The 22,975-nt window shown below is 45.8% G+C and carries 22 protein-coding genes; 15 read left to right on the top strand and 7 right to left on the bottom strand.

Annotation, left to right across the window (positions count from 1 at the left end; translation table 11 throughout):
• Positions 1-37 precede the first annotated feature (37 nt).
• Together VC28_RS06215 and VC28_RS06210 are read right to left on the bottom strand one after the other, a co-directional pair.
• Complete coding sequence (locus tag VC28_RS06215) at positions 38-337, bottom strand: YciI family protein (RefSeq protein WP_049629885.1); 300 nt, start codon at positions 335-337, stop codon at positions 38-40.
• Positions 338-381: 44 nt separating this feature from the next.
• Positions 382-1,152, bottom strand: a complete 771-nt coding sequence (locus VC28_RS06210; RefSeq protein ID WP_231591664.1) for a VC0807 family protein — start codon at positions 1,150-1,152, stop codon at positions 382-384.
• A 33-nt stretch (positions 1,153-1,185) separates the two neighbouring features.
• Here VC28_RS06210 and VC28_RS06205 point away from each other — a divergent pair, with 33 nt between their 5' ends.
• The 5 genes from VC28_RS06205 (at position 1,186) to VC28_RS06185 (ending at position 5,891) form a co-directional block, all read left to right on the top strand.
• Positions 1,186-2,022, top strand: a complete 837-nt coding sequence (locus VC28_RS06205; RefSeq protein WP_049629884.1) for a PHP domain-containing protein — start codon at positions 1,186-1,188, stop codon at positions 2,020-2,022.
• A 69-nt stretch (positions 2,023-2,091) separates the two neighbouring features.
• Complete coding sequence (locus VC28_RS06200) at positions 2,092-2,718, top strand: L-threonylcarbamoyladenylate synthase (protein WP_049629883.1); 627 nt, start codon at positions 2,092-2,094, stop codon at positions 2,716-2,718.
• A 212-nt stretch (positions 2,719-2,930) separates the two neighbouring features.
• Positions 2,931-3,764, top strand: coding sequence for a segregation and condensation protein A (locus tag VC28_RS06195; RefSeq protein WP_049632208.1), 834 nt, complete (start codon positions 2,931-2,933; stop codon positions 3,762-3,764).
• Complete coding sequence (gene scpB, locus VC28_RS06190; protein ID WP_231591663.1) at positions 3,761-4,705, top strand: SMC-Scp complex subunit ScpB; 945 nt, start codon at positions 3,761-3,763, stop codon at positions 4,703-4,705. Before VC28_RS06195 ends, scpB begins: the two co-directional genes overlap by 4 nt.
• A 322-nt stretch (positions 4,706-5,027) precedes the next feature.
• The gene (locus VC28_RS06185) at positions 5,028-5,891 is read left to right on the top strand and encodes a pseudouridine synthase (RefSeq protein ID WP_049632206.1); all 864 of its coding nucleotides are present in this window, start codon (positions 5,028-5,030) and stop codon (positions 5,889-5,891) included.
• Positions 5,892-6,001: 110 nt separating this feature from the next.
• On the opposite strand, the gene acnB is transcribed toward VC28_RS06185, so the two are convergent.
• Positions 6,002-8,620 (bottom strand): bifunctional aconitate hydratase 2/2-methylisocitrate dehydratase, encoded by a 2,619-nt coding sequence (gene acnB / locus VC28_RS06180; RefSeq protein ID WP_049629882.1) that lies wholly within the window; start codon positions 8,618-8,620, stop codon positions 6,002-6,004.
• A 393-nt stretch (positions 8,621-9,013) separates the two neighbouring features.
• Here acnB and VC28_RS06175 point away from each other — a divergent pair, with 393 nt between their 5' ends.
• The 9 genes from VC28_RS06175 to VC28_RS06140 all read left to right on the top strand — a co-directional run bounded on the left by VC28_RS06175 (position 9,014) and on the right by VC28_RS06140 (position 18,406).
• Entirely contained in the window at positions 9,014-10,066 is a 1,053-nt protein-coding gene (locus VC28_RS06175) for an SMP-30/gluconolactonase/LRE family protein (RefSeq protein ID WP_082191673.1), read from the top strand.
• A 57-nt stretch (positions 10,067-10,123) separates the two neighbouring features.
• A complete protein-coding gene (locus VC28_RS06170) occupies positions 10,124-10,606 on the top strand; it encodes a DUF1289 domain-containing protein (RefSeq protein ID WP_049629880.1) in 483 nt (160 codons plus the stop codon).
• Positions 10,607-10,616: 10 nt separating this feature from the next.
• Complete coding sequence (locus VC28_RS06165) at positions 10,617-11,225, top strand: MiaE family protein (RefSeq protein WP_049629879.1); 609 nt, start codon at positions 10,617-10,619, stop codon at positions 11,223-11,225.
• Positions 11,226-11,488: 263 nt separating this feature from the next.
• The gene (locus tag VC28_RS06160; protein ID WP_156184291.1) at positions 11,489-12,670 is read left to right on the top strand and encodes a lysozyme inhibitor LprI family protein; all 1,182 of its coding nucleotides are present in this window, start codon (positions 11,489-11,491) and stop codon (positions 12,668-12,670) included.
• A gap of 21 nt (positions 12,671-12,691) precedes the next feature.
• A complete protein-coding gene (locus VC28_RS19710) occupies positions 12,692-12,862 on the top strand; it encodes a hypothetical protein (RefSeq protein ID WP_156184290.1) in 171 nt (56 codons plus the stop codon).
• On the top strand, positions 12,816-13,109 hold the full coding sequence (locus VC28_RS19825; protein WP_197085489.1) for a hypothetical protein: 294 nt from the start codon (positions 12,816-12,818) through the stop codon (positions 13,107-13,109). Before VC28_RS19710 ends, VC28_RS19825 begins: the two co-directional genes overlap by 47 nt.
• A 202-nt stretch (positions 13,110-13,311) precedes the next feature.
• On the top strand, positions 13,312-15,219 hold the full coding sequence (locus tag VC28_RS06150; protein ID WP_049629876.1) for a beta strand repeat-containing protein: 1,908 nt from the start codon (positions 13,312-13,314) through the stop codon (positions 15,217-15,219).
• Between the two features lie 190 nt (positions 15,220-15,409).
• The gene (locus VC28_RS06145) at positions 15,410-17,896 is read left to right on the top strand and encodes a glycoside hydrolase family 9 protein (RefSeq protein ID WP_053094162.1); all 2,487 of its coding nucleotides are present in this window, start codon (positions 15,410-15,412) and stop codon (positions 17,894-17,896) included.
• A 120-nt stretch (positions 17,897-18,016) separates the two neighbouring features.
• Positions 18,017-18,406, top strand: coding sequence for a LiaF transmembrane domain-containing protein (locus VC28_RS06140; protein WP_049629875.1), 390 nt, complete (start codon positions 18,017-18,019; stop codon positions 18,404-18,406).
• Between the two features lie 77 nt (positions 18,407-18,483).
• Here the strand turns inward: VC28_RS06140 and VC28_RS06135 are convergent, their stop codons facing one another.
• The 3 genes from VC28_RS06135 to VC28_RS06125 are packed head-to-tail and all read right to left on the bottom strand — an operon-like array spanning position 18,484 to position 21,577.
• On the bottom strand, positions 18,484-20,283 hold the full coding sequence (locus tag VC28_RS06135) for a class I SAM-dependent methyltransferase (protein WP_049629874.1): 1,800 nt from the start codon (positions 20,281-20,283) through the stop codon (positions 18,484-18,486).
• A gap of 39 nt (positions 20,284-20,322) precedes the next feature.
• Entirely contained in the window at positions 20,323-21,045 is a 723-nt protein-coding gene (locus VC28_RS06130; protein WP_049629873.1) for a UDP-2,3-diacylglucosamine diphosphatase, read from the bottom strand.
• Positions 21,046-21,085: 40 nt separating this feature from the next.
• Positions 21,086-21,577, bottom strand: a complete 492-nt coding sequence (locus VC28_RS06125) for a peptidylprolyl isomerase (RefSeq protein WP_049629872.1) — start codon at positions 21,575-21,577, stop codon at positions 21,086-21,088.
• A 121-nt stretch (positions 21,578-21,698) separates the two neighbouring features.
• Here VC28_RS06125 and tmk point away from each other — a divergent pair, with 121 nt between their 5' ends.
• On the top strand, positions 21,699-22,322 hold the full coding sequence (gene tmk / locus VC28_RS06120) for a dTMP kinase (protein WP_049629871.1): 624 nt from the start codon (positions 21,699-21,701) through the stop codon (positions 22,320-22,322).
• A gap of 10 nt (positions 22,323-22,332) precedes the next feature.
• Here tmk and VC28_RS06115 read toward each other — a convergent pair whose 3' ends face one another.
• Positions 22,333-22,971, bottom strand: a complete 639-nt coding sequence (locus VC28_RS06115; RefSeq protein WP_049629870.1) for a pseudouridine synthase — start codon at positions 22,969-22,971, stop codon at positions 22,333-22,335.
• Positions 22,972-22,975 lie beyond the last annotated feature (4 nt).

Below are 22,975 nucleotides of genomic sequence, written 5' to 3'. Positions count from 1 at the left end.
TATTAAAGAAAATATATTTTAGGTAAATTTTAATGAATCAAGGTAAAACTTTTTTGAATGGCTTTACTATGACTTTTGCATAAATTCCTGCTGCAACATAAGGGTCAGTATCTGCCCAGCTTTGGGCTTCTTTTAATGATGCGAACTCTGCGACAACAAGGCTGCCGCTAAAACCCGCATCACCTGGATCTGAGTTGTCGATGCTGGGGTGCGGGCCTGCTAATAATAGTTTCCCTTCGTCGTTCAATTGTTGTAAACGCGCAAGATGTGCGGGTCTTGCGATTTTGCGTTTTTCCAAGCTATTTGGAATGTCTTCACTAATAATTGCGTAAAGCATATGTGTTCCTGAATTTGAAAATCGAATGAGTGAATGGATAAGAATCAGGCATCACTACCATCATTGATAATATCTTCAAGTGTTAAATGTGTTAATAATCGTATGCTTCGAAATACATAAAACAGAGTGCCCATCATAATTATCAGCATGGGAAGTGCGATTACCGGGTAACTAAGCGCAGTCATTTTTCCCAGTTCAGCATTGAACTCAGCTGTACCCGGCTGACTGACAAGAATCATTTTCGCTAGAACATAATTCAATATTGACGAAAGGAAAAAGGAAGCTGCGATCATAAGTGATGCATTATTTAGTGTGCGTTCAAAATTCTTTTTTGTTCCGAATTGTTGTAGTGCTTCATCGACTTTATTAATTTTTAAAACTTTATCGTTATAGATAAAAATTTTTACCAATGGATGTCGTGTTTTTATCGATATTAATGTAACAAGACATAAAATTCCCGGAATTGCCGCCTCTTTTATCGCAAAGTATTTAGGTGGGAGATGCAATAAAGTCAACCCACCTGTCAAAAGTACGCTAACGACGCCTAATGCTGAAAAGACGTTCACTTTCTTAGTGACAATAAAATCTCGCAGGCCATAACAGATAGGAAAAGCCAGTGCAATAATCAGCCCCCATACTGCGCCAAGATATTCATCGTCACTAAGCTTGGTCAAAATAAGTGTTGGAATAACGATGTTCATTAACAGGTTGGCCAAAAAACTCTCTTTTTTCGGCTTTGGTTGTGAATTTGTGGGTTCCGCCTGCGGTTTATCAGCTAACATGTTCGTGTTCTTTTCGATGTTGTTGTCCGTCATAACCAATCCTGGTGATGTCTTTTAGGAGATTGTGTGATTTTTGATCTGCATTGTCATACCCATTTTTCCGATGGCGCACTCAGCCCGGAAGAGGTGATTACTCGTGCTGCAGAGCATGGTGTTTCGGTGTTGGCAATTACGGATCACGATACCATAGCTGGTATTGGGATTGCACAAAAAGCCGCATTGGATAAGGGTATTCGTTTAATTACTGGCATCGAGTTTTCAAGCCAGTGGGGCAAGGGCGGTGTGCACATTGTTGGTTTGGGAGTTGATTTGGAATCGACGGCACTTGCAGAAGCTGTGGAGTTTCAGGCGCAGGCTCGCGTGACACGTGCATTAACTATTGCTGAGCGTTTATCTAAAGCCGGTTTTTCCGGTGCATTGGAGGGAGCAAAAGAAATTGCAGGTAAGGCAGTATTGGGGCGCCCGCATTTTGCACAGTACCTTGTGAATGTTGGTGCGGTAAAAAATATGAGTGCAGCATTTAAAAAATATCTGGGTACAGGAAAGTTGGCGGATGTGAAATATCAGTGGCCATTGATGGGACAGGTAATTGATTGGATTCATGCGGCTGGCGGTGTTGCTGTTTTGGCTCATCCTGCTAAATATGAATTAACCAGAACAAAAATGTGCGCCATGATTGATTCTTTCGTGACGGTTGGTGGTGATGCCATCGAAGTCATTAGTGGTTTACAGCAAGCCGGAATGACAGAAGATTTAGTGAGAATTGCTAACAGTCGGTCACTCTACGCTTCTTGTGGGTCTGATTTTCATTTCCCCGGGCAACAATGGCAGGAGTTGGGTTGTTTTGGTAGTTTGCCTTCAGGTGCAAAACCTGTGTGGGAATTATTGGGTTACACTTCCTGATAGTTACCAGTTATTTCATAGATTCATGAAGGCTTGCTGATTAACAGGCTGGCATCAGGAGTAGTCGCTATGGCTCAATTCTTTCAGATTCATCCCGAAAATCCACAGAAGCGTTTGATCGTGCAAGCTGCAGATATTATTCGCAAAGGTGGCTTGGTGGTTTATCCAACCGATTCTGCTTATGCCTTGGGATGTCACATAGGTGATAAAGACGCTTTGGAGCGTATTCGTGGCTTACGCAAACTTGATAAGGATCATAATTTCACATTGATGTGTCGAGATCTCTCGGAATTGGCTACCTACGCCCGTGTTGATAATCAGGTTTTCCGTTTGTTGAAAAATCATACCCCAGGTGCATATACCTTTATTCTGGAGGCGACTGCTGATGTGCCTCGCCGTTTGATGCACCCTAAGCGTAAAACAATTGGACTGCGTGTTCCTGATAATCTTGTTGCATTAGCATTGTTGGAAGAATTGGGCGAGCCTCTGATGACTAGCAGCTTGTTATTGCCGGGGGAGGAGCTGCCTATGACTGATCCCTATGATATTCGTGACACACTTGAGCATTTTGTGGAATTAGTGATCGATGGTGGATATTGCGGCTTGGAGCCAACCACTGTGATTGATTTAACGGGAGATGCGCCAGTGCTGTTGCGCCAAGGTAAAGGTGATTTCTCGCCTTTTGACTATAACTAATTGATTTTTAATTAATTTTTCTGCATGAGGCCTGCGCTGTGCGCAGCCATCTTAAACAGCTATAATGCGCCCTTATTTTTATCACACCGCTATTGGTGTGCATCATTTATTAATCATGAGTTATGCGAGTGAGCCAAACCCCTGAAACTACAGCAACTGAGGATCTTCTTGTCACAGTTATTGCCGATTCCGGGCAAGAACCGCAGACAGATGTGCCAAAAGAAGTACAGGGTGATCAGGATTCAGCTCATACCGCAAAACCTCAGCAAAGCGAGATGCCTTTTGCGATAGTTCAAGGTAAGGCATACACCCAGTTGCCTCAGGATCTGTATATTCCTCCCGATGCCCTTGAAATATTTCTTGAAGCATTTGAAGGTCCGCTGGATTTATTGCTGTATCTCATTCGTCGTCAGAATCTGGATATTTTGGATATTAACGTGTCTGAAATTACCTCCCAGTACATGGCTTATGTGGAGTTGATGGAGTCGCATCAATTTGAGCTGGCGGCTGAATACCTTGTTATGGCTGCAATGTTGGCTGAAATCAAATCGCGGATGTTGCTGCCACGATCGACGGAAGAGCAAGAAGAGGATGAAGATCCGCGTGCTTCTTTGATCCGCCGCTTGCAAGAATATGAGCGTTTCAAGCAAGCCGCAGTTGATTTGGATCATATTCCCCGTGTTTCCCGTGATGTGTTCCCGGTTTCTGCCGCTGGTCCTGACCGTAGCCTGACGCGGCTGGATCCTGATGTTGAATTGCAGGAATTACTGCTGGCGCTTTCAGAAGTGTTGCGTCGTGCTGACATGTTTGAAAGCCATCATGTTTCCAAAGAAAAGCTTTCCACCCGCGAGCGTATGGCGCAGGTACTTGATGCGCTTGCACACCAACATTTCGTGCCTTTCGTTAGCTTGTTTAAAGTGGAAGAGGGGCGTCTTGGGGTTGTCGTCACCTTTTTGGCGGTGATGGAATTGATTAAGGAATCGCTGGTGGAGATTGTCCAAAGCGAATCGTTTGCACCTATTCATGTTAAAGCAAGAACACAATGACGAACGTAATTGATATTAACGATGAACATCCGCCTGTTGATGGCGATATTGATAGCGCCTCAAGCGTAGGAGAAAGCACTCGCGATTTGTATGAAGAGGCTGATATCGAAGAGTCAGCTACTATTCCTGTCACACAAATGCCGGTTGATGCCGGGCTCTTGCGTCAGATTATTGAGGGCGCGATTTTAGCTGCGGGTCAGCCAATGACGATTGCGCGTCTGCTTGAATTGTTTGATGAAGAGGTTGCGCCAGGCAAAGATGACATTGCGGCGGCTTTGGCTGATATACAGGCGAGCTGTGAAGGTCGTGGTTTCGAATTGAAAGAAGTCGCATCTGGTTGGCGTTTTCAGGTTCGCGATAACCTTGCGCCTTGGGTGAATCGTTTGTGGGAAGAAAAACCACAAAAATATTCACGCGCACTTTTGGAGACGCTTGCACTGATTGCTTATCGTCAGCCCATTACGCGCGGTGATATCGAAGAGATTCGCGGCGTAGCGGTTAGCTCCCACATTATGAAAACATTGTTGGAGCGCGATTGGGTTAAGGTTGTAGGGCATCGCGATGTGCCTGGCCGTCCATCTTTGTTTGCTACGACACGTCAATTTTTAGATTATTTCAATTTAAAAAATTTGGACGAATTGCCATCGCTAAGTGAAATTCGTGATTTGGATGAGTTGAATCCAGTATTGGATCTTGGAGAGTCGGGTTTAGGAGAAAAGGATACTGACCCACCTATTCCTGATGAAAATCCATCAATAAATGAAGCCGGTACTGATGCAGCTGCTGAAGTTGCCGATACAGAAACCGTGTTATATGAAGGTGGTTTTGTTGATGGTGAAGACGCGTTTGTTGATGTTGATGATGTTGCCGATACTGACTCATCAGCACCAATAAATAATATTGAAAGTAGTGATAGTGAAGAAGAACCCCGTAGCAACTAGCTACCAATAACCTATGGTGAAGAAAATCAACCGGGATAATGAAAAACCTACCAAGGCTGTGAAGCCAGTAGTTGCTGGAAAGCCCCAATCTGCTGATAAACAAAAGTCTGCAGATAAACGGGGTGCTGATAAAAAAGCAATTTCAGGTAAGCCAGCAAAGCAAAGCTCTGCCGCAAAGCGCGATCAGAATACAAAAACAGTTGCTACTAAATTCAGCACAACCGGTGCTGATAAAAAGCAAACAGCGCATACAAAATCGAAAGCATCCCAACAGGCTGTCGATAAAGAGGCTGCCAAGCCTACGGCCGGCAATGATGAAAAGTTGCAAAAGGTGCTCGCTCGTGCGGGCATTGGTTCCAGGCGTGAAATGGAGCGGGCAATTGAAGCGGGCCAGGTGAAAGTAAATGACCGTATCGCCAAGTTAGGTGATCGGGTCACGTTGCAAGACAAAGTCTTTGTAAATGGCCAGCGCGTTGTATTGCGTACAGAGTTAACGCGTCGTCGCGTGATTTTGTATAACAAGCCAGAAGGTGAAATTTGTTCGCGTTCTGATCCGGAAGGACGTCCAACTGTGTATGACCATCTGCCACCGCTGAAGGGTGAGCGTTGGATTTCAGTAGGGCGTCTGGATTTTAATACGAGCGGTTTATTGCTATTTACTAATGATGGTGAGCTGGCAAACAAGCTCATGCATCCGTCATCTGTAATTGATCGTGAATATTTAGTGCGTATTCAAGGCGAAGTTACGGATGAGATGCGTGCAAGCTTGCTTAAGGGCGTTGAGCTAGATGATGGTGTTGCGCGTTTTACCGACATTGTTGATGGTGCTGGTGAAGGTAAAAACCGTTGGTTTTATTGCGTTGTTATGGAAGGTCGTAACCGTGAGGTTCGCCGTTTGTGGGAGTCGCAAGGCGTTAAGGTTAGCCGTTTGAAGCGTGTGCGTTATGCGAATATTTTTATTCCTTCGCATGTTCGTGTGGGGCAGTGGACGGATCTTACTGAGCGGGAAATCCAGGATTTGTGTATGACTGCCGGATTTGACAGCTCAACCTACACCCGAATCATGGAGCCTAATCGCGAAGAGCAATCCCAGCGAGAGCGCCACGACCGTAAGTTGCGCGCTGCATCTGCAGCTCCCAAGCGTGTGAAAGCCCCGGCGCGAAAGCGCCCGCCGATTGTTGAATAGAAAATTTGACTCGCAAGTTGATATTGGCGGTTTGGTAAAATTGTTTAGTTAAAAAGAAATATAAAAAATCCCGCACTAGGCGGGATTTTTTATGCTCAGCTTTTTATTTATTACAGTGCAACTGTCTGGATCTCTACCGCTGCAATGCGCTTGCCTTCATTGGCTGCATTTTGGTAGCTCTCAATTTCGTTGAAGTTGAGGTAGCGGTAAATATCAGCCGACATGCTGTCAATCTTCTGCGCGTAGTTCAGGTATTCCTCTGGTGTTGGCAGTTTGCCCAATACTGCAGCGATTGCAGCCAGTTCGGCAGACGCCAGGTACACATCAGCACCTTCACCCAAACGGTTGGGGAAGTTACGGGTAGAGGTGGATACCACAGTCGAGTTCTTCGCTACACGCGCTTGGTTACCCATACACAATGAGCAGCCTGGCATTTCGGTGCGGGCACCTTTTACGCCATAGATGCTGTAGTAGCCTTCTTCCATCAGTTGATGCGCATCCATTTTGGTGGGTGGCGCAATCCACAGGCGAGTGGTCAATGCATCTTTGGTAGCTGCCAATAGTTTACCTGCAGCGCGGAAGTGGCCGATGTTGGTCATACAAGAACCGATGAACACTTCATCGATCTTCGCGCCCTGTACTTCAGACAACACTTTCACATCGTCCGGGTCATTCGGGCAAGCAAGGATTGGTTCTTTGATGTCGGCCAGGTCGATGTCAATGATTGCCGCATATTCAGCGTCAGCATCCGCTTCCATCAGCACTGGGTTTGCCAGCCACTCTTCCATCTTGCGTGCACGACGCTCAATGGTACGTACATCGCCGTAACCCTGTTCGATCATCCAGCGCAGCATGGTGATGTTGGATTTCAGGTACTCGATGATTGGCTCTTTATCCAGCTTGATGGTACAGCCAGCAGCAGAACGCTCGGCAGAAGCGTCAGAGATTTCGAACGCTTGTTCTACTTTCAGGTTAGGCAAGCCTTCTACTTCAAGAATGCGGCCAGAGAAGATGTTCTTCTTGCCTTTCTTTTCTACAGTCAACAAGCCTTGCTTGATGGCGTAGAGCGGAATGGCGTTAACCAGATCGCGCAGGGTGATGCCTGGTTGTAATTCGCCTTTGAAGCGAACCAGAACTGACTCAGGCATATCCAGTGGCATAACGCCAGTAGCCGCCGCAAACGCAACCAAACCAGAACCCGCTGGGAAGGAGATGCCAATCGGGAAACGAGTGTGCGAATCGCCGCCGGTACCCACTGTGTCAGGCAGCAACATACGGTTCAACCATGAGTGGATGATGCCGTCGCCCGGACGCAACGAAACACCGCCGCGCGTCATGATGAAGTCGGGCAGGGTGTGTTGGGTTTCGATATCAACAGGCTTTGGATAAGCGGCTGTGTGGCAGAAAGACTGCATGGTCAAGTCGGCAGAGAAACCCAAACACGCCAAATCTTTCAGCTCATCGCGGGTCATTGGGCCGGTGGTGTCCTGTGAACCTACGGTAGTCATCTTTGGTTCGCAGTAGGTGCCGGGGCGAATACCTTGTACGCCGCAGGCCTTGCCTACCATTTTTTGCGCGAGGGTATAGCCTTTGCCGGTATCAGCAGGTGCTTGTGGCAAACGGAACAGGGTACTTGGTGGTAAGCCCAGCGATTCACGTGCTTTGCTGGTCAAACCGCGACCGATAATCAATGGGATACGGCCGCCTGCTTGAACTTCATCCAGTAAAACGTCGGATTTCAATTCAAATTCAGAAATCACGGCGCCAGTAGTAGCGTTGAGGATTTTGCCTTCGTATGGACGAATCTCAATGACATCGCCCATATTCAGTTGATCAACGGGAGCTTCAAATACTAAAGCGCCGGCGTCTTCCATGGTGTTGTAGAAAATGGGGGCTACTTTGCCGCCAATACATACACCACCGGTGCGCTTGTTGGGTACGCCCGGAATATCGTCGCCGATAAACCAAAGTACAGAGTTGGTAGCAGACTTACGTGAAGAACCGGTACCAACAACATCACCTACAAATGCCAGTGGATAACCCTTGGTTTTCAGTGCTTCGATTTGTTGGATTGGGCCTACAGAGCCGGGTTGATCCGGAGTAATACCATCGCGAGCCATTTTGAACATGGCCAATGCATGCAGAGGGATGTCGGGGCGTGACCAGGCATCAGGTGCTGGTGACAAGTCATCGGTATTGGTTTCGCCGGTGACTTTGAAAACAGTAAGTTTGGTGCTTTCAGCAACTTTTGGCTTGCTGGTGAACCACTCGGCATCTGCCCAGGATTGCATCAGTGCCTTGGCGTGAACGTTACCTGCTTTTACTTTTTCTTCCACGTCGTGGAAGGCATCAAACATCAACAGGGTGTGCTTGAGTTGTTCGGCTGCCAAGGGTGCCAGGGTTGCATCGTCGAGCAGGTTTACCAGTGGTTCGATGTTGTAACCGCCGAGCATCATACCGAGCAGTTTAATTGCGAGAGGCTTATCGATCAGGGGAGAGGAGGTTTCGTCTTTGAGAATTGCGCTCAGGAAAGCGGCTTTTACATAGGCGGCTTCATCAACGCCGGGCGGAACGCGGTTGGTGATCAAATCCAGTAAAACTTCAGCTTCACCAGCGGGGGGATTCTTCAGCAACTCAACCAATCCCGCAACTTGTTCTGCGTTTAATGGTTTTGGTGGGATACCTTCTGCGGCGCGTTCTGCGACCTGTTTACGATAGGCTTCAAGCACGGTTTTATCCTCATTAGTGTGGGGGTTACTCCTTCAACAGGATCTCTGTCTCAGGAGACTATCCATGGCCATCATGGATGCTAAAGGGTGTTCGGAGAAAAAACACTCTTGCGTTGCTCATGAAGAGCGGTAAATCGGGCGCAAAGTATACCCGATGCAATCTCGCCTGTTAATGTGTGTAACGCAACTCTGTCGGTTTGTCGCATCGGTATTTGGTGGGTGATTGTGATAAGGTGTCGGCCTCTGTTGAATGGGTATAACACTGATATTCCATGCGTGGAATTTACTACCTGACGCTACTCTCCATGGCTACAGAGATAATCTCTCCACGACTACAGTAACAATTAAAAATAGCGATTTAATAACCAGGAAAGCAAAAGGGGAAAAATGGCAATGACTCTCAAATTTAATGGCATACAAACGGTAAGAGTTCGTCGCTCTCGATTGATTAGCGGCATGGTGGTTGGTTGTTTTATTGTGCTCAGTGGGTGCGGGCAAAAAACGACAGAAATCTCTGTTAGTACATCAAGTGCTGCAATCTCATCTTCGGTAGCATCTGAAACAGCGGTAGCTCCCTCTGCCTGTGATGGCACTGCTCCTCAAGGCGATCTTGTGCCTGTTCGCATCGAAGCAGCGAATACTACTCGAACCGAACCGGGATTGTTTGAGGGGCCTGTCTGGATTAATGATTCGCTCTATTTCTCTGATTTCGTATTTACCAATGGTTTTTCATCGCGCATCCAAAAATTAAATGCGGATGGCACAGTGACCACAGCTATTGATGACTCAGGTAGTAATGGATTGGCGGTAGATAACAACGGCCAGTTGGTTGCTGGTACACACAAATATAAAAGTATTTCTCGTTACAATCCGGTCACAGGTGAGCGTGCATCGGTTGCAGAACAATTTAATGGCAATGTATTCAATTCGCCAAATGACATTGCGATAGCCGCTGACGGCACAATTTATTTTACCGATCCTGCGTTCCAACGTGATGCTGCGCCCGGTGGGCAGGAAAAAACAGGTGTATATCGCGTCGCAACCGATGGCACTGTTACATTGGTTGATGACACTATTAGCAATCCAAACGGTATTGCATTATCACCCGCTGAAGATGTGCTTTATGTAAACGGTGGTGGTGAGCAAGGCGTGCTTCGTGCATATCCAATCGTGAATGGAGTTCCTCAGGCGGGTAAGGATTTAGTAACCGGTATTTCGATTCCTGATGGTATGGCAATAGACTGCTCGGGAAATATTTATTTGACCGAACACCTTGCTCGTCAATTGAGAGTATTTACACCAACAGGTGAGCAAATTGCTCAAGCGGTTTTTGATGCAAATCTCACCAATGCTGCTTTCGGTGGCGCAGAGGGTAAAACATTGTATCTGACGGGTGCTGGTTCTCTGTGGAAAATTGAATTAAACATCAGCGGTTCTGCCTATTAACCTTAATAAAAAATAGCGAACTATTTAAATAAATGGTTCGCTATATCATTTGATTTTATGCTTGTATTAAAACGCGTTAAAACACCTTGCGTGGGTATTTGCTCTACTGGTATTGGCGATAGTGTTTGCCGTGGCTGCAAACGCTTTGCCCATGAAGTGATTGATTGGAATGCCTATACCAACGAGCAAAAATTATTGATCGCTCAGCGATTGGAAACCTTTCTTGCGCAAATTGTGCAGAATATGATTGCGGTAACTGACGAAAAATTATTGCTCACGCAAATCAAACATCAACAAATTCAATTCAAACCAGAACAAAATCCCTATTGTTGGGTATTCGATTTATTGCGCGCAGGCGCGAGCCAAATTCAGGATTTATCGCTTTACGGGTTGGCGTTACAGCCTCAGTGGGTGAATACGCCATTAACTGTTATTCGCGATAATATTGATAAAGATTTTTACGCACTCTCCTGTGCTCACCACGAACGTTATATATCCCCCTGTTTCGTTACTGCCGAAACACTCGATCAACATAAATAGTTTTTACGTTATGAATGCTCTCACCAAAATTCAACAATTCCTTCATTGCGAAACCCCCGATGCTTGGGTAAAAAATGCTTTGGATAATCAAGCGCTCTTGCTGCTGGATCACGCCAATTGCGAAAAGAAAGCGGCATCTACCGCGATCAACTTAATGTTTCGCTACGTGGGTGACTTTGACATGATGAACAAAATGTCGCGTCTCGCCCGTGAAGAGTTGCGACACTATGAACAAGTGATGGCGATTATGGAGGCGAGGGGAGTTGCTTACGAGCAAATCACCCCCGGCCGCTACGCCGGTGAACTGCGCAAACTCGTGCGCACTTCAGAGCCCGGTCGCTACATCGATACCCTCATCGTTGGTGCCATCATCGAAGCGCGCTCCTGCGAACGCTTCGCTAAAGTTGCCCCATTTTTAGATGAAGAACTGCAAAAGTTTTATCTATCCCTACTCAAATCTGAATCCCGCCATTACGAAGATTATCTAACCCTCGCCAAACGCGCCGCCGAAGGTGTCGATATTTCTGCGCGTGTACAGGAATTTCTTGCATTGGAAAAAACACTGATTGAAAGCACCGACGAAGAATTCCGGTTTCATTCGGGTGTTGTTAGAGACTAACTCAATACCGTTAATTATTCTCCTATGTTATATCCCTGTGGATATTCTTGTCCAAATATGAGAATGCACAAGTAAATCCTGGGTATTAGGTAGTCCAAGATTCAAAGCACAAATAGAAGCTGCTGCTAATCGACGGAGTGAGTCGCTAGGTCGAGGTGGTGATCGAAAATCAAAACATAAAGATCAAGGAGTCTGCCCCCTTGATCCTGATCCGAAGCCAGCACATTAAATTTAAATGCTATTTATGTTTTTTGAGGTATGCAATGCAAACGATAAGCAAACTGATTCTAATTTTTCTATGTGTCTGGATAGTCAATGCAAGTGCAGCTAGCTTTGATTGCGCCAAGGCGAGCAGCAAAACCGAAAAATTGATTTGTGCAGATGCTGAGTTGTCCAGTTTGGATGAAAAACTGGCACAGACTTATAAATTAGCGAGAGAGAATTCAACAGATAAGGAGACGCTAAAGCGCCAGCAAATAGAGTGGATTAAAGGAAACATTAAAAACTGTACAGAAGTTGCCTGTTTGAAATCGCATTATAAAAGGCGGATATCAGAACTGGAACAACAGATTTCTGAGATGGAAACAAGCGGTGAATCACAAAAATGGAAATATATAGCATCTGGATCTGAACATACATGCATCGCTAACATTGATCAAATTAAGTGTTGGGGGCGGGATAAATATGGATTATTAAATCCACCGGTAAAGCTCAAAAACATTGAGCAGTTAGTTTCTGGAGACTTAACGAGTTGCGCAAAAGATGATGCTGGGTGGCACTGCTGGGGTTATTGTGAGAATCAGTTTTGCAGTTTTACTAAGCACATACAGAGATCGGACAATTTAGTAATTGGAAATGGTCACGCTTGTTCGATTATTGACGGTGAAGTTAACTGTTTTGGTGATAATACATATGGTCAGTCCATACCGCCTAAAAATTTAGTTAATGTGAAAAAAGTGGTTGTAAATTGGGGCTATTCCTGCGCTCTTCTTGATGCTGGAAGGATTAAATGTTGGGGGCGAAGGGATAATAAATTACTTGATAGAGCAGAACGTCTGACTGACGTGCGACAAGTAGTCGCTTCAACATACATAGTTTGTGTTATTAGTAGTGAGAATGATTTGACTTGTGTTTCTGGCAAAGAAAGAGAGGAGTTCAATTTTTTTACGCGCAAAAAGTTTGCTAATGTATTTGCGGGTCCGTATTCGGTTTGCGGTGTCAATGAAAACATGCATGCCGCATGTGTTGGTGGGCAGGGCTTTTCAAAAGAAATTAATGAAAAAAATTTGGATTTTGACTCTTTATCAATAGGTGCAAGCCATATGTGCATGATCAAAAACGGCAAGGTAAGTTGTTTTGGCGATTATGCTAGCGAAAATGAAATTATGTATAAAGAGCGAATGCCGGCAAACCAATTGATGCAAGAAGCATTAAAAGTTAATTGAACTAATTATCAAGGAGTAGTTATGTCTAGTGCGATTGATGTAATTGAAAATTTGAATATTCTTACGAGTCATATCAAGGTATCAGAAGGAGAGTATTTTCGTGTTTATTCAGACCCATTAGGTATACCAACAATTGGTTATGGATATGCACTGGCAATTAAAGGTGAAGATGGTCGTTGGAAATATTACTAAAGATCTGCGAGATGCCGGTATTCTTGGGGAGAACGAAAATCTTTCTTCAGATTTTTTGTCAAAGCTTGCTGAAGCTACCAGAGCGTTAAATAAAGAGGCGGGTGCGGTAAATCCGTTCTATCCAAATTCCAAGAGCAAGGTTGTTCAATATTTCGATACAAATACAAGCTTACAGTACGAAGTTTATTTGAATTGTGATATTCAGACTAACATGCCATACATAGGAACTGTTTATCTTGCCAAATAGTATTTTATTTTCTACGGTTTCTTATGGACTTCCCAGACTCTAGTGACCACGCCTAAGCTATGAGGCTTTTAGGTGTCTAGCGAAATAAGGGAGATTCACTTATAACATTTTGACAACCTTCTAAATATTCATCGCTTTGTCATAATTATTGTCGATTCTTTGGCGTCTTTTACCACTTGGGAATATCGCCGGGGAATCCACAATGAAAATTACATCATCCAAAACCAGTATTAAATTCGCTGGGCTTTCAAAAACACTTCCTAAAAATGTGCTTGCGCTAGTCATGGCAGGTTGTGCATCTGCCAGTTGGGCTGTGCCGTTTGATATTGCTGCTAATACCAATGCGAACGGTGTTAAAACGATTACCGGAAATGAAACGGGTGTGGTTAATCAAGGGGCGACTTTGAGTGCAACCGATAAAACTATCACATGGTCCGGCGCAACCGCCGGGACGGTCGTTATCGACAACCGCGGTACCGTGCAGGCTACCGCCAGTGGGGGCCGCGCGATTGATACCAGCAGCAGTGGCGGTGCCAATCGCTCATTAATTTTACGCAATTCTGAAACCGGGCAAATCCTGGGTGGAAACGATGCTGTGCGCATTAATTTTTCGTCTGGCGCTGTGGGTTCGGTCAGTGTGGACAATGCTGGTTATATTTATTCTGCAACTGGCCAAGCCTTGGATTTCAACGCGATTACTGCTGGTAGTGTAGAAATTATTAACCAAGTGACTGGAATCATTGCGACTAAAGATGCCGATGGCATTCGCCCGGGCAGCAACGGTGTTGTAATTAATTATGGAAAAATTATTGGCGGTGGTGCAGGGCTTGTTCCCGGTGCAACAAATTTATCGAGTGAAGCGATTGATTTCCAAAGTTTTGGTGGAACCGTACACAACCAAACTGGAGGATTAATTGAAGGTGCTCGCCACGGTATTACCGGTGATGGCGTAGTGAATGTAACCAATGCCGCTGGTGGAACTATTCGCGGTCATAACGGCTCTGGCATTAATTTGGATAACACCGGCAGTGTTATCAATCACGGCACTATTTCCGGTAATTTTGATGCGACCTTGATTAATGGTGATGGCGACGGTGTGGATATTGATGGCATTGGCAGCATCGACAATTACGGCCGTATAGAAGCAAATGGCGCTGGCGGTGTGAAAGATGGCCCAACGGATTTTAATCGTGCAGATGGCATTGCAATGGGCGGTGGAACCATTAACAACTTTGCTGGTGCGACCATCTATAGCTCTGATCGCGGAATTTTAGTGGACGACAGTTCAGGTGGAGCTGCATTTGGTAAAACGACGTTAATAAACCACGGGATCATTGATGCACAAACCACCGGTGTAATACTGCAAGGTAATTGGGATGATTACGTGCAAAACACCGGAACTATTCGCAGCCGCACAGGCGATACCGCTATTGATATGGGCGGCGGTGATGACACTTTAGTGGTTGCAACCGGTTCTGTGATTGAAGGCGCTGTTTATGGCGGTGCCGGTAAAAATCAGCTTGTGCTGGACGGTACTGGTGCAGGAAGCCTTGGTTTGACCAAAGAGTTTCAATCACTGCAATTGAACGGTGGTGATTGGACAATGGGTGGTGCGCAATCATTGGAAAATTTAAGTGGCGCAGGCAGTTTGCATGCAGACTCAATTGATTTGTTGGCAGGTTCTAATTTATCACTGGGGCTTACTGCAAATCCCGCTGCTGAATTGAATCTGTTTTCCGATGTCAATCTGGCGGGTACAACGTATCTGGATTTTTTTGATACCGGCGCGCAGGATTCATTGAATGTGTTTGGTTTGTTATCACTGCTGGATACCAGCATTTTTCAATTGAATTTTTCCGGCAGTCACTTTGTTGATGGGCAAGAGTTTCAAGTGTTGCGTGCAACCAATATTGTTGGTCTCGATTATTCAAAATTTTTATTGAATGGATTGGGTAATGATTGGGATTGGGAATTCGATCAACTCAATGGCACAGTCAATGTAACTTTGTATCGCACAGCAGCAACCGTTTCTGAGCCGGGCTCCTTGGGTTTGGTATTTGCGGCACTTATGTTGTTGGCAGGAGTACGCAAACGCAATTCGGTGCGCTAATTCAATAGATTCTCCTCCAGGTTGCACTCTCCGGTTGGGGTGCAGCCTGGACTGTTGTTATAGCCATGTTGTTTTCATTCCCTTAAATCGCTTCCGTTATTAAGTGTAAATCTGGTATACCAGTTTGTTATGTGCAAATAGACTATAAGTCTGTGTGGTTGGCATTAACATAATAAATCTGGAGATACACATGGCATATCAACTCGGTCAATGGCGGGATTTTCTCGCTGTTTTTTCTATTTTCTTCTCTGTTTTCTTCGCATTACCCGTTCAGGCAAAAGACGATTTAGTTCTTAATGATAAGGATTATTTTGAAAAGCCCGGCTTGAATGTGCTGGTGTTTAGCAATTGGTATGACGGGCTATTTAGCGATTCAAAAACCAGTGGTGTTGAGCTGATCCACCACGGTGAACGTACAGTGACCAATGGTGATGTGCGTTTGAATGCGACGCCGGAGCAGTGGGATTTAACGCCCATGTTTAAGGAGCGAAAAGTCAATCGCGCTGAACAGTCGATTGAGGCGTTTTTACATTATCCCGACCAACAATTTGATTTTTCCATCAAGGTCATTAAAAACGCAGCAGGTGTGTTGTTAACAGTTAACTTGCCAAAACCACTGCCAAAATCCCTTGAAGGAAAAGCGGGTTTTAATCTGGAGTTTTTACCGGCTGCTTATTTCCACAAATCATTTTTGATGGACGATAAAGCAGGTGGTTTTCCGGTTTATCCAACTGGTTTAAAGGAAATTAATGGTAAAGCTGACCCTGATGCGCTCGCGCAAGGGCAGCATTTGGTGTTTGCGCCGGAAGATGCTGAGCTCCGTGTCAGTATTCAATCTGCGGGTGCGCCACTGGAACTTTATGATGGCCGTGGGAAGGCACAAAATGGCTGGTTTGTTGTGCGTAGTAAAATTCCGGCCAATAAAACCGGTACCGTAGTCGAGTGGCAAATTGATGCGGCGACAGTAAAAAATTGGCTTCGCAAACCAATGATTGCGCATTCGCAAGTCGGTTATCACCCAGCCCAGAAAAAAGTTGCGGTGATTGAGTTGGATGCGCGCGATAAAAAAATCCACAAGGCGAGCTTAGTCAAAATCAATGCTGATGGTACCCGCAAAATTGTGTTGAGTGAAAAACCGAAATCCTGGGGTAAATATCTGCGTTACGAATATCGCCAATTCGATTTCAGCAAAATCCAAACGCCGGGGTTGTATGCAATCACTTATGGTGATCAGCAAACCCACAGCTTCCGCATCGATAAAGCGGTTTATCAAGCTGCATGGCACCCCACGTTAGATATGTATTTGCCTGTGCAAATGGATCACGTCACTGTCAATGAATCCTACCGTATATGGCATGGTGCATCGCATTTGGATGATGCGCTGCAAGCGCCAGTGAATCACGAGCATTTTGATTTATATGCACAAGGCCCAACCACAGATACAAAATTTAAACCCGGCGAGCATATTCCCGGCTTGAATATTGGTGGTTGGTACGATGCTGGTGATTACGATATTCGTACACAAACGCAATACGATGTTGTGAATACGCTCGTTACTGCGTGGGAAACCTTTAACCTAAAGCGCGATACCACCAGTGTTGATTACGCAAGAAAGTTTGTGGATTTACACACTGCTGATGGTAAACCCGATGTGTTACAGCAGATTGAACACGGTACATTGGCGTTGATCGCGCAACACCGGGCAATCGGCCATGCGATTCCAGGAATCGTAGAGGCGCATATCGATCAATATCATCACCTGGGTGACGGCATCACCAAAACAGATAATTTAATTTACGATCCAAAAATGGGTGAGCTGGAGACTGATGGTTTCAAAAGCGGAAAGTTTGATGATCGTTGGGCGTTTACCAGTAAATCATCTTCATTAAATTACGGTTCTGCCGCTGCACTTGCTGCTGCTAGTAGAGCATTGACCGGATTTAATGATGAACTTGCCAAAGAATGTTTGGCAACTGCGAAAAAAGTGTGGGCAGAAGAAGCCGCAAAAGTGAAACCTGATTTGTTTAAACACGGTAATACTACCGGTGGAAAACTTGAACATGAGCAACTTAAAGCGGCGACTGAGTTGTTGATCACCACAGGTGAAGCAAAGTATGCACAAGCTGTTAAAAAACTGGCAGCAGAAGTGGACTTTGGAATCAATGCCTCCTGGTTTATTCGCGCCATTCCTTACATGGATGCTGATTTTAAACAGCAACTAAAAAGCAAGGCGCAACTTTATCAAACCGAGCTCGCAGCAGCCCAGGCAAAAAATCCATTTGGTGTGCCTATCACTGAAGGTGGTTGGGCGGGCAGTGGCTGGGTTATCCGTCATGCGATCAATAACTATTACATTCACAAAGCGTTTCCGGAATTGGTTAACCGTGAAGCCGTACTGCAAGGTTTGAATTTCCTTTACGGCACTCACCCTGCGCATAATTTGTCGCTGGTATCCAACGTTGGAACTCGCTCCAAAGAAGTGGCCTATGGCATGAACCGCGCGGATTTTTCGTTTATCTCTGGCGGTATTGTTCCAGGAATTTTGGTATTAAAGCCGGACTATCCAGAGAATCATGAAGATTGGCCATTTTTCTGGGGTGAAAATGAATATGTGGTTAATTTGGCGGCAAGCTATATCTTTTTGGTGAATGCAGCGGAAGATGTGCTGAGCCATTAAGTCGCCCCTGACAGATGTCAATCACCTGGAGTGACAAACGTCGCTGGTGGAATGAATCCAAAATTGGTTTTATAGTGTCTCATAGAGGTTATGACTGTTTTCAGTGCCAAGGAGCATACTATGTCGTCCGTTGATGAAAAAACCAAATTGGAAAATCCGGCTCCGCCAGTGACTCCCAGCAAGACTGCATCATCGGGTTGGATGATGGGTTTGGTGGTGGTTGCGATAGGTGGTTTGCTGTTGGCGAAAAATCTGGGTGTAGATTTATTCTTTCTGGATTTTCATAACTGGTGGGCATTTTTTATATTATTTGCTGCTGTCGGGCCTTTGCATTTGGCGTATCGCAGTTATAAACGAGAAGGCATCGGTATGGCCATGTTCAATGCGTTAGTGACAGCAGGCACGATTATTTTCATTGCGATGATTTTTTTGTTGGGATTGTCATTCGGAACCTGGTGGCCTGCGTTTATCATTATTGGTGGTCTGTATATGATGACTGGCCGACAATAAATTGTGCGGTTATCTACACAAAAAGCCCTTGTGACTTTCACAAGGGCTTTTTCGTTTTTGTTGTTGTCGTATTATCGCTACTTTTCCTTTTGTAACCAGAGCTGATACATGCCAACAAAGGTGTCGGGGAATGCACTTTCAAATTCGTGCCATTTATCCAGATCAAGTTGGTCGGTGAGAGCAGGGTAGCGTTGTTGAAAGGTGTGTTGCGCTTGTGGAGGCACATCAAACCCTACTAGCGTTAATTGTAAATCGTTAATGATGGTTTTAAGTTGTGGAAGGGTAAACCTGTGTTCTTGCACATGAAACAACAGGTCACGGCAACCACTGATACTATAAAAGTCATCGCTCAGTGTGAGCTCCCCTAATTGTGATTGCTGTGGTTGCTGAAAAATATCGTTGCGGAATTTTTTGATGTCTTCAGCTGTGCTGCCTAGCCCTAATTCTTTTATACGTTGATGCGCAAGCACCACTCGTTTACGTGCGAGTTCGCTATAAAGGCTTATGCGCATAATCCCACCAGGTTTCACTATATCGCGCAATACCTGCCATCCTGCTAACGGATTTTCCATGTGATGTAGCACGCCTGTGCTGTTGATCAAATCAAACGTTTTATCTAATTTGTGCGCATCCAAAATATTGCCTTGCACAAAATGGATGCTGTTGATTGCTAATGTATTTGCCATGCGCTTGGCGTAGGCAAGGCTGCTACTGCTTAAATCGAGTGCGGTAATGTGTGCATTAATATCTGTTCGTGCAAGGTCGATAGGTTCGAAGCCTGTGCCACATCCTGCCACTAAAATATCAACAGGGTCCGTGGGTAAAATTGCCCGGTTTACAGCAGCCAGGCGCTTCAATACGTCGATAATGGCGATGGGTGTTGGCGCAGGTGGAATTTGCCAGCGCGGATAGGGGTTTTCCTCGTATTGCGATTGTACCTGCGTTGATACATTCTGTGCAGCGTTATTTGATCGGTCACTCTTAATGATTGTAATCGTCTCTTTTAACGCGTTTTCTTCCTGAAAATCCAGAAGGCTGCGTTTAATTAACAGGCTCCACAAAGATTTGTTGTCACGTTCAATCTCTTGTGCTGTTGCGAGTGTAATGTGCTGCAAGCTCAACCTAAATAAAGGTTTATACAGACTGAGAAGAATGAGCAAGTTGTTTGTGTTAGATGCATTTACTTGTTGATGCTTTTCTCTTTGATAGTCTTCCAGTTGACGCTCTACGCGATGTAAGGCTTGTGATTCTTCTGCTGATACTTCAAAAATATATTCGTTTGCAAAACAGGTAAGTGAGAGTGCGCAGGCGAGATCGCTATGTAATATTGCTTCAGGTTGCAGCTCTGCTGTGAGTAGCAACGTTTTACGAACCTGCGTCAGCCATTGCTCTAGTGGCGCATGGGTGTTGATACAGCGTGATAAATAGCAAAGCAATAAAGCATCGCGATTCAGTATGTCCAGTAATCCGGTAGTGACAGTCGTTGAATGGTATTTCGCCCACAAAAGCGATGCGGCAACACGAGCGAGTTGCTGATAATCAATATCAGGCTCATCAAAACAAAGTAACAGATCGCGTTCCAATTCGCTGCTAAAACCGGATGGCGAAATAGTTGCGAGTAGCGGGATCATTTGTTGGCGCACTGTTGAATTATTGGGTTCAATGCGCAGTGCATAACTCAATGCTTGTAACGCATGGTTGTAATTGCCATGCATCTGTAACAATCGCGCGATTCCAGTGTAAGCGGGAACATGAGTGGGATGTTGTTGCGTTACTTGCTGATAGCTGTGCAGTGCTTGTGAATACTCTTTGCGAGAGATCTGTTGTGCTGCAAGAGCGCATAAATCAGTGGCTGTAGGTTGCTTATTATTTTCCATTTGATTACTCGCCATGCGATTGACTGCGTTTTTATTATTTTAAATTGCCCAGTGTTCCAGTGTTAAGCCATCAGGCGTGGCATTGATACACCAACCATATTCATGCCAGTCGCCTAGCACTATGCGTTCGGCGGGTTTGCTGTTTAGTTCCATTGCGTGGCGGGCAGGACGATGTGTGTGGCCGTGGATCAGTTGGGTTACGCCTGCTGTGCTCATTCGTGCGATCACTTCGGCCAGCGTGACATCCATAATGTCTTCTGCTTTCAAGCTATTCATGCTTTGGCTTTTTTCGCGCAATTGCGCAGCCAGTGCACGGCGTGCAACCAGAGATTGGGAAAGAATTTGTTGTTGCCATTGGGCACTGCGCACCATTGCGCGGAACTTTTGGTATTCGGAATCACCTGTGCAGAGTTCATCGCCGTGCATAAGTAAAGTGGGTGTACCGTATAGGTCTATAACGATTTGCTCTGGTAGCAGTGTCATGCCGGCTTTATCAGCGTAATCGTTGCCTAATAAAAAATCGCGATTGCCGTGGATAAAATAAATCGCAACGTCGTGTCTGTGTAACTGGTTTAATTCGTTGGCGACATCTTGTGCGAGTGCAGAATCGTCATCATCGCCAATCCAGGCATCAAAGAAGTCACCGAGAATATACAGTGCATCCGCATGAATGGCGCGAGTCTGCAAGAAATGAAAAAACGCCCGCGTAATCTGCGGGCGTGATTCATGGAGATGTAAATCTGAAATAAAAAGTGTGGACATACGTTGCGTATTTCTAATTACGTAGTTCTTGATGAAACGCTTACGCGATAGTCGCTGATTGAATGATGACAGCTTCTTTAGGTACGTCCTGGTGGAAACCTTTGCTACCGGTTTTTACACCTTTGATTTTGTTGACAACATCCATACCTTCAACAACTTTGCCAAATACGCAGTAGCCCCAACCCGATGAATTTTTGCCCGTGTGATTAAGGAAGCTATTGTCTTTTACGTTGATGAAGAATTGTGCCGTAGCGCTGTGAGGATCGCTGGTGCGTGCCATAGCCAGTGTGCCGGTCAGGTTTTGCAGACCGTTGTCAGCTTCGTTCTCAATTGTTGCGCGGGTTTCTTTTTGTTGGAAGTCTTCGGTGAATCCGCCGCCTTGAATCATAAAGCCATCGATGACACGGTGAAAAATAGTGCCGTTATAAAAGCCTTCCTCAACATATTGTTTGAAATTTGCAGCGGTCTTTGGCGCTTTATCAAAATCCAGTTCAATAACGATGTCGCCGTAGTTAGTGTGTAATGTAATCATGGTGAATCTCCCTTGAGATTTAGAGGGTGGTGCGGGAAAAAGCCGGTATGATACGCGCTCCCCCAAGGGGAAGGAATGCGTAGAGGGTTAAATTTAACAGTAGAAAGTACTAGAGAGAGCTATGCAGCGCGGTAAATTTCTGACTATTGAAGGCACCGAAGGTGTCGGAAAAAGCACTAATCTGGCGTTTGTACGCGAGTGGTTGGTTGCTCGTGGAATTGAGGTGATTGTCACCCGCGAGCCGGGTGGTACGCCTCTGGCAGAGGAGGTGCGGGCGCTGCTGTTGAGTAAGCGCGATGAATCAGTCGATGAAACGGCTGAATTATTGCTGGTGTTTGCAGCGCGCGCGCAACATTTAGCGCGTGTTATCCAGCCTGCGTTGGCGCGTGGTGCCTGGGTGCTCAGCGACCGCTTTACCGATGCAACCTATGCGTATCAAGGCGGCGGCCGCGGCTTGAGTAAATCGACCATTGAGCAGCTTGAGCAGTTGGTTCAAGGGAATTTGCGCCCCGATTTAACCCTTATTCTCGATATCGATGTCGAGCTCGGTTTGAACCGTGCGCGCCAACGGGGCGAGTTGGATCGCTTTGAAAGCGAGACAATCGGATTCTTCGAGCGGGTGAGGGCGGCGTATCGCCAGAGAGCCAATACAGCGCCTGAGCGTTACGCTGTCGTCGATGCTGGTAAAACGCTGGTAGAAGTACAAAAGGAAATCGACTATGTCTTAACCCGCCTTTTGGGTTAAGACTTTCTCATCAAAACTCAGCGGGAGCTTTCACCCGAACTTCAACGCCGGTAATCGGGTGATCCAGCCAAAGTTCCTGCGCATGCAGCAGTAAACGCGGGGCTTTGGCCAGAACAGCTTCCGGTGCATACAGTCCATCACCCAGCATGGGGTGGCCGAGGCTAAGCATATGAACCCGCAGCTGATGCGTGCGGCCGCTTACGGGCTCCAGCAAAACGCGGGTAGTGTGGTTGTCTGCGTTTCTCTCCAATACGTGATAGCGGGTGTGGGCAGATTTGCCGTGCTCAAAACACACCTTCTGTAACGGGCGGTTCGGCCAATCGCAAATCAGCGGCAGTTTTATCTCGCCTTCATCTTCTTCAATCAAACCTTCTACTACGGCGACATAACGTTTATGGATTTCACGCGCTTCGAATTTGTGCGTTAAGTTTTTTAGCGTCAGGTAATTGAGCGGAAACATCACAATGCCGGATGTGCCTTGGTCGAGGCGATGGGCAACGCGTGCATTGGGATTGAATTCAAGTGCTCGGTTGAACAGGCAATCCTGTTTTTCCGGTCCTTTGCCTGGCACACAGAGCAAGCCGGCCGGTTTATTGGCGATGAGCAGATCCTCGTCGAGGTACAAAATATCGAGCTGGGAGTCAGTCATTGGC

Origin of the sequence: Cellvibrio sp. pealriver (genome assembly GCF_001183545.1) — a bacterium.
Taxonomy (GTDB): Bacteria; Pseudomonadota; Gammaproteobacteria; order Pseudomonadales; family Cellvibrionaceae; genus Cellvibrio.
Note: the sequence above shows the minus strand (reverse complement) of the source record. Positions and strands in the feature narration are given on the sequence as shown.

What these genes read in the sequence shown, in the direction of transcription:
- VC28_RS06130 (WP_049629873.1), bottom strand. Translation starts at nt 21,045, where the DNA reads ATGTCCACACTTTTTATTTCAGATTTACATCTCCATGAATCACGCCCG.
- VC28_RS06215 (WP_049629885.1), bottom strand. Translation starts at nt 337, where the DNA reads ATGCTTTACGCAATTATTAGTGAAGACATTCCAAATAGCTTGGAAAAA.
- VC28_RS06115 (WP_049629870.1), bottom strand. Translation starts at nt 22,971, where the DNA reads ATGACTGACTCCCAGCTCGATATTTTGTACCTCGACGAGGATCTGCTC.
- VC28_RS06125 (WP_049629872.1), bottom strand. Translation starts at nt 21,577, where the DNA reads ATGATTACATTACACACTAACTACGGCGACATCGTTATTGAACTGGAT.
- tmk (WP_049629871.1), top strand. Translation starts at nt 21,699, where the DNA reads ATGCAGCGCGGTAAATTTCTGACTATTGAAGGCACCGAAGGTGTCGGA.
- VC28_RS06140 (WP_049629875.1), top strand. Translation starts at nt 18,017, where the DNA reads ATGTCGTCCGTTGATGAAAAAACCAAATTGGAAAATCCGGCTCCGCCA.
- VC28_RS19710 (WP_156184290.1), top strand. Translation starts at nt 12,692, where the DNA reads ATGTCTAGTGCGATTGATGTAATTGAAAATTTGAATATTCTTACGAGT.
- scpB (WP_231591663.1), top strand. Translation starts at nt 3,761, where the DNA reads ATGACGAACGTAATTGATATTAACGATGAACATCCGCCTGTTGATGGC.
- VC28_RS06170 (WP_049629880.1), top strand. Translation starts at nt 10,124, where the DNA reads ATGCTTGTATTAAAACGCGTTAAAACACCTTGCGTGGGTATTTGCTCT.
- VC28_RS06175 (WP_082191673.1), top strand. Translation starts at nt 9,014, where the DNA reads ATGACTCTCAAATTTAATGGCATACAAACGGTAAGAGTTCGTCGCTCT.
- VC28_RS06145 (WP_053094162.1), top strand. Translation starts at nt 15,410, where the DNA reads ATGGCATATCAACTCGGTCAATGGCGGGATTTTCTCGCTGTTTTTTCT.
- VC28_RS06165 (WP_049629879.1), top strand. Translation starts at nt 10,617, where the DNA reads ATGAATGCTCTCACCAAAATTCAACAATTCCTTCATTGCGAAACCCCC.
- VC28_RS06135 (WP_049629874.1), bottom strand. Translation starts at nt 20,283, where the DNA reads ATGGAAAATAATAAGCAACCTACAGCCACTGATTTATGCGCTCTTGCA.
- VC28_RS19825 (WP_197085489.1), top strand. Translation starts at nt 12,816, where the DNA reads ATGCACTGGCAATTAAAGGTGAAGATGGTCGTTGGAAATATTACTAAA.
- VC28_RS06210 (WP_231591664.1), bottom strand. Translation starts at nt 1,152, where the DNA reads ATGACGGACAACAACATCGAAAAGAACACGAACATGTTAGCTGATAAA.
- VC28_RS06150 (WP_049629876.1), top strand. Translation starts at nt 13,312, where the DNA reads ATGAAAATTACATCATCCAAAACCAGTATTAAATTCGCTGGGCTTTCA.
- VC28_RS06160 (WP_156184291.1), top strand. Translation starts at nt 11,489, where the DNA reads ATGCAAACGATAAGCAAACTGATTCTAATTTTTCTATGTGTCTGGATA.
- VC28_RS06200 (WP_049629883.1), top strand. Translation starts at nt 2,092, where the DNA reads ATGGCTCAATTCTTTCAGATTCATCCCGAAAATCCACAGAAGCGTTTG.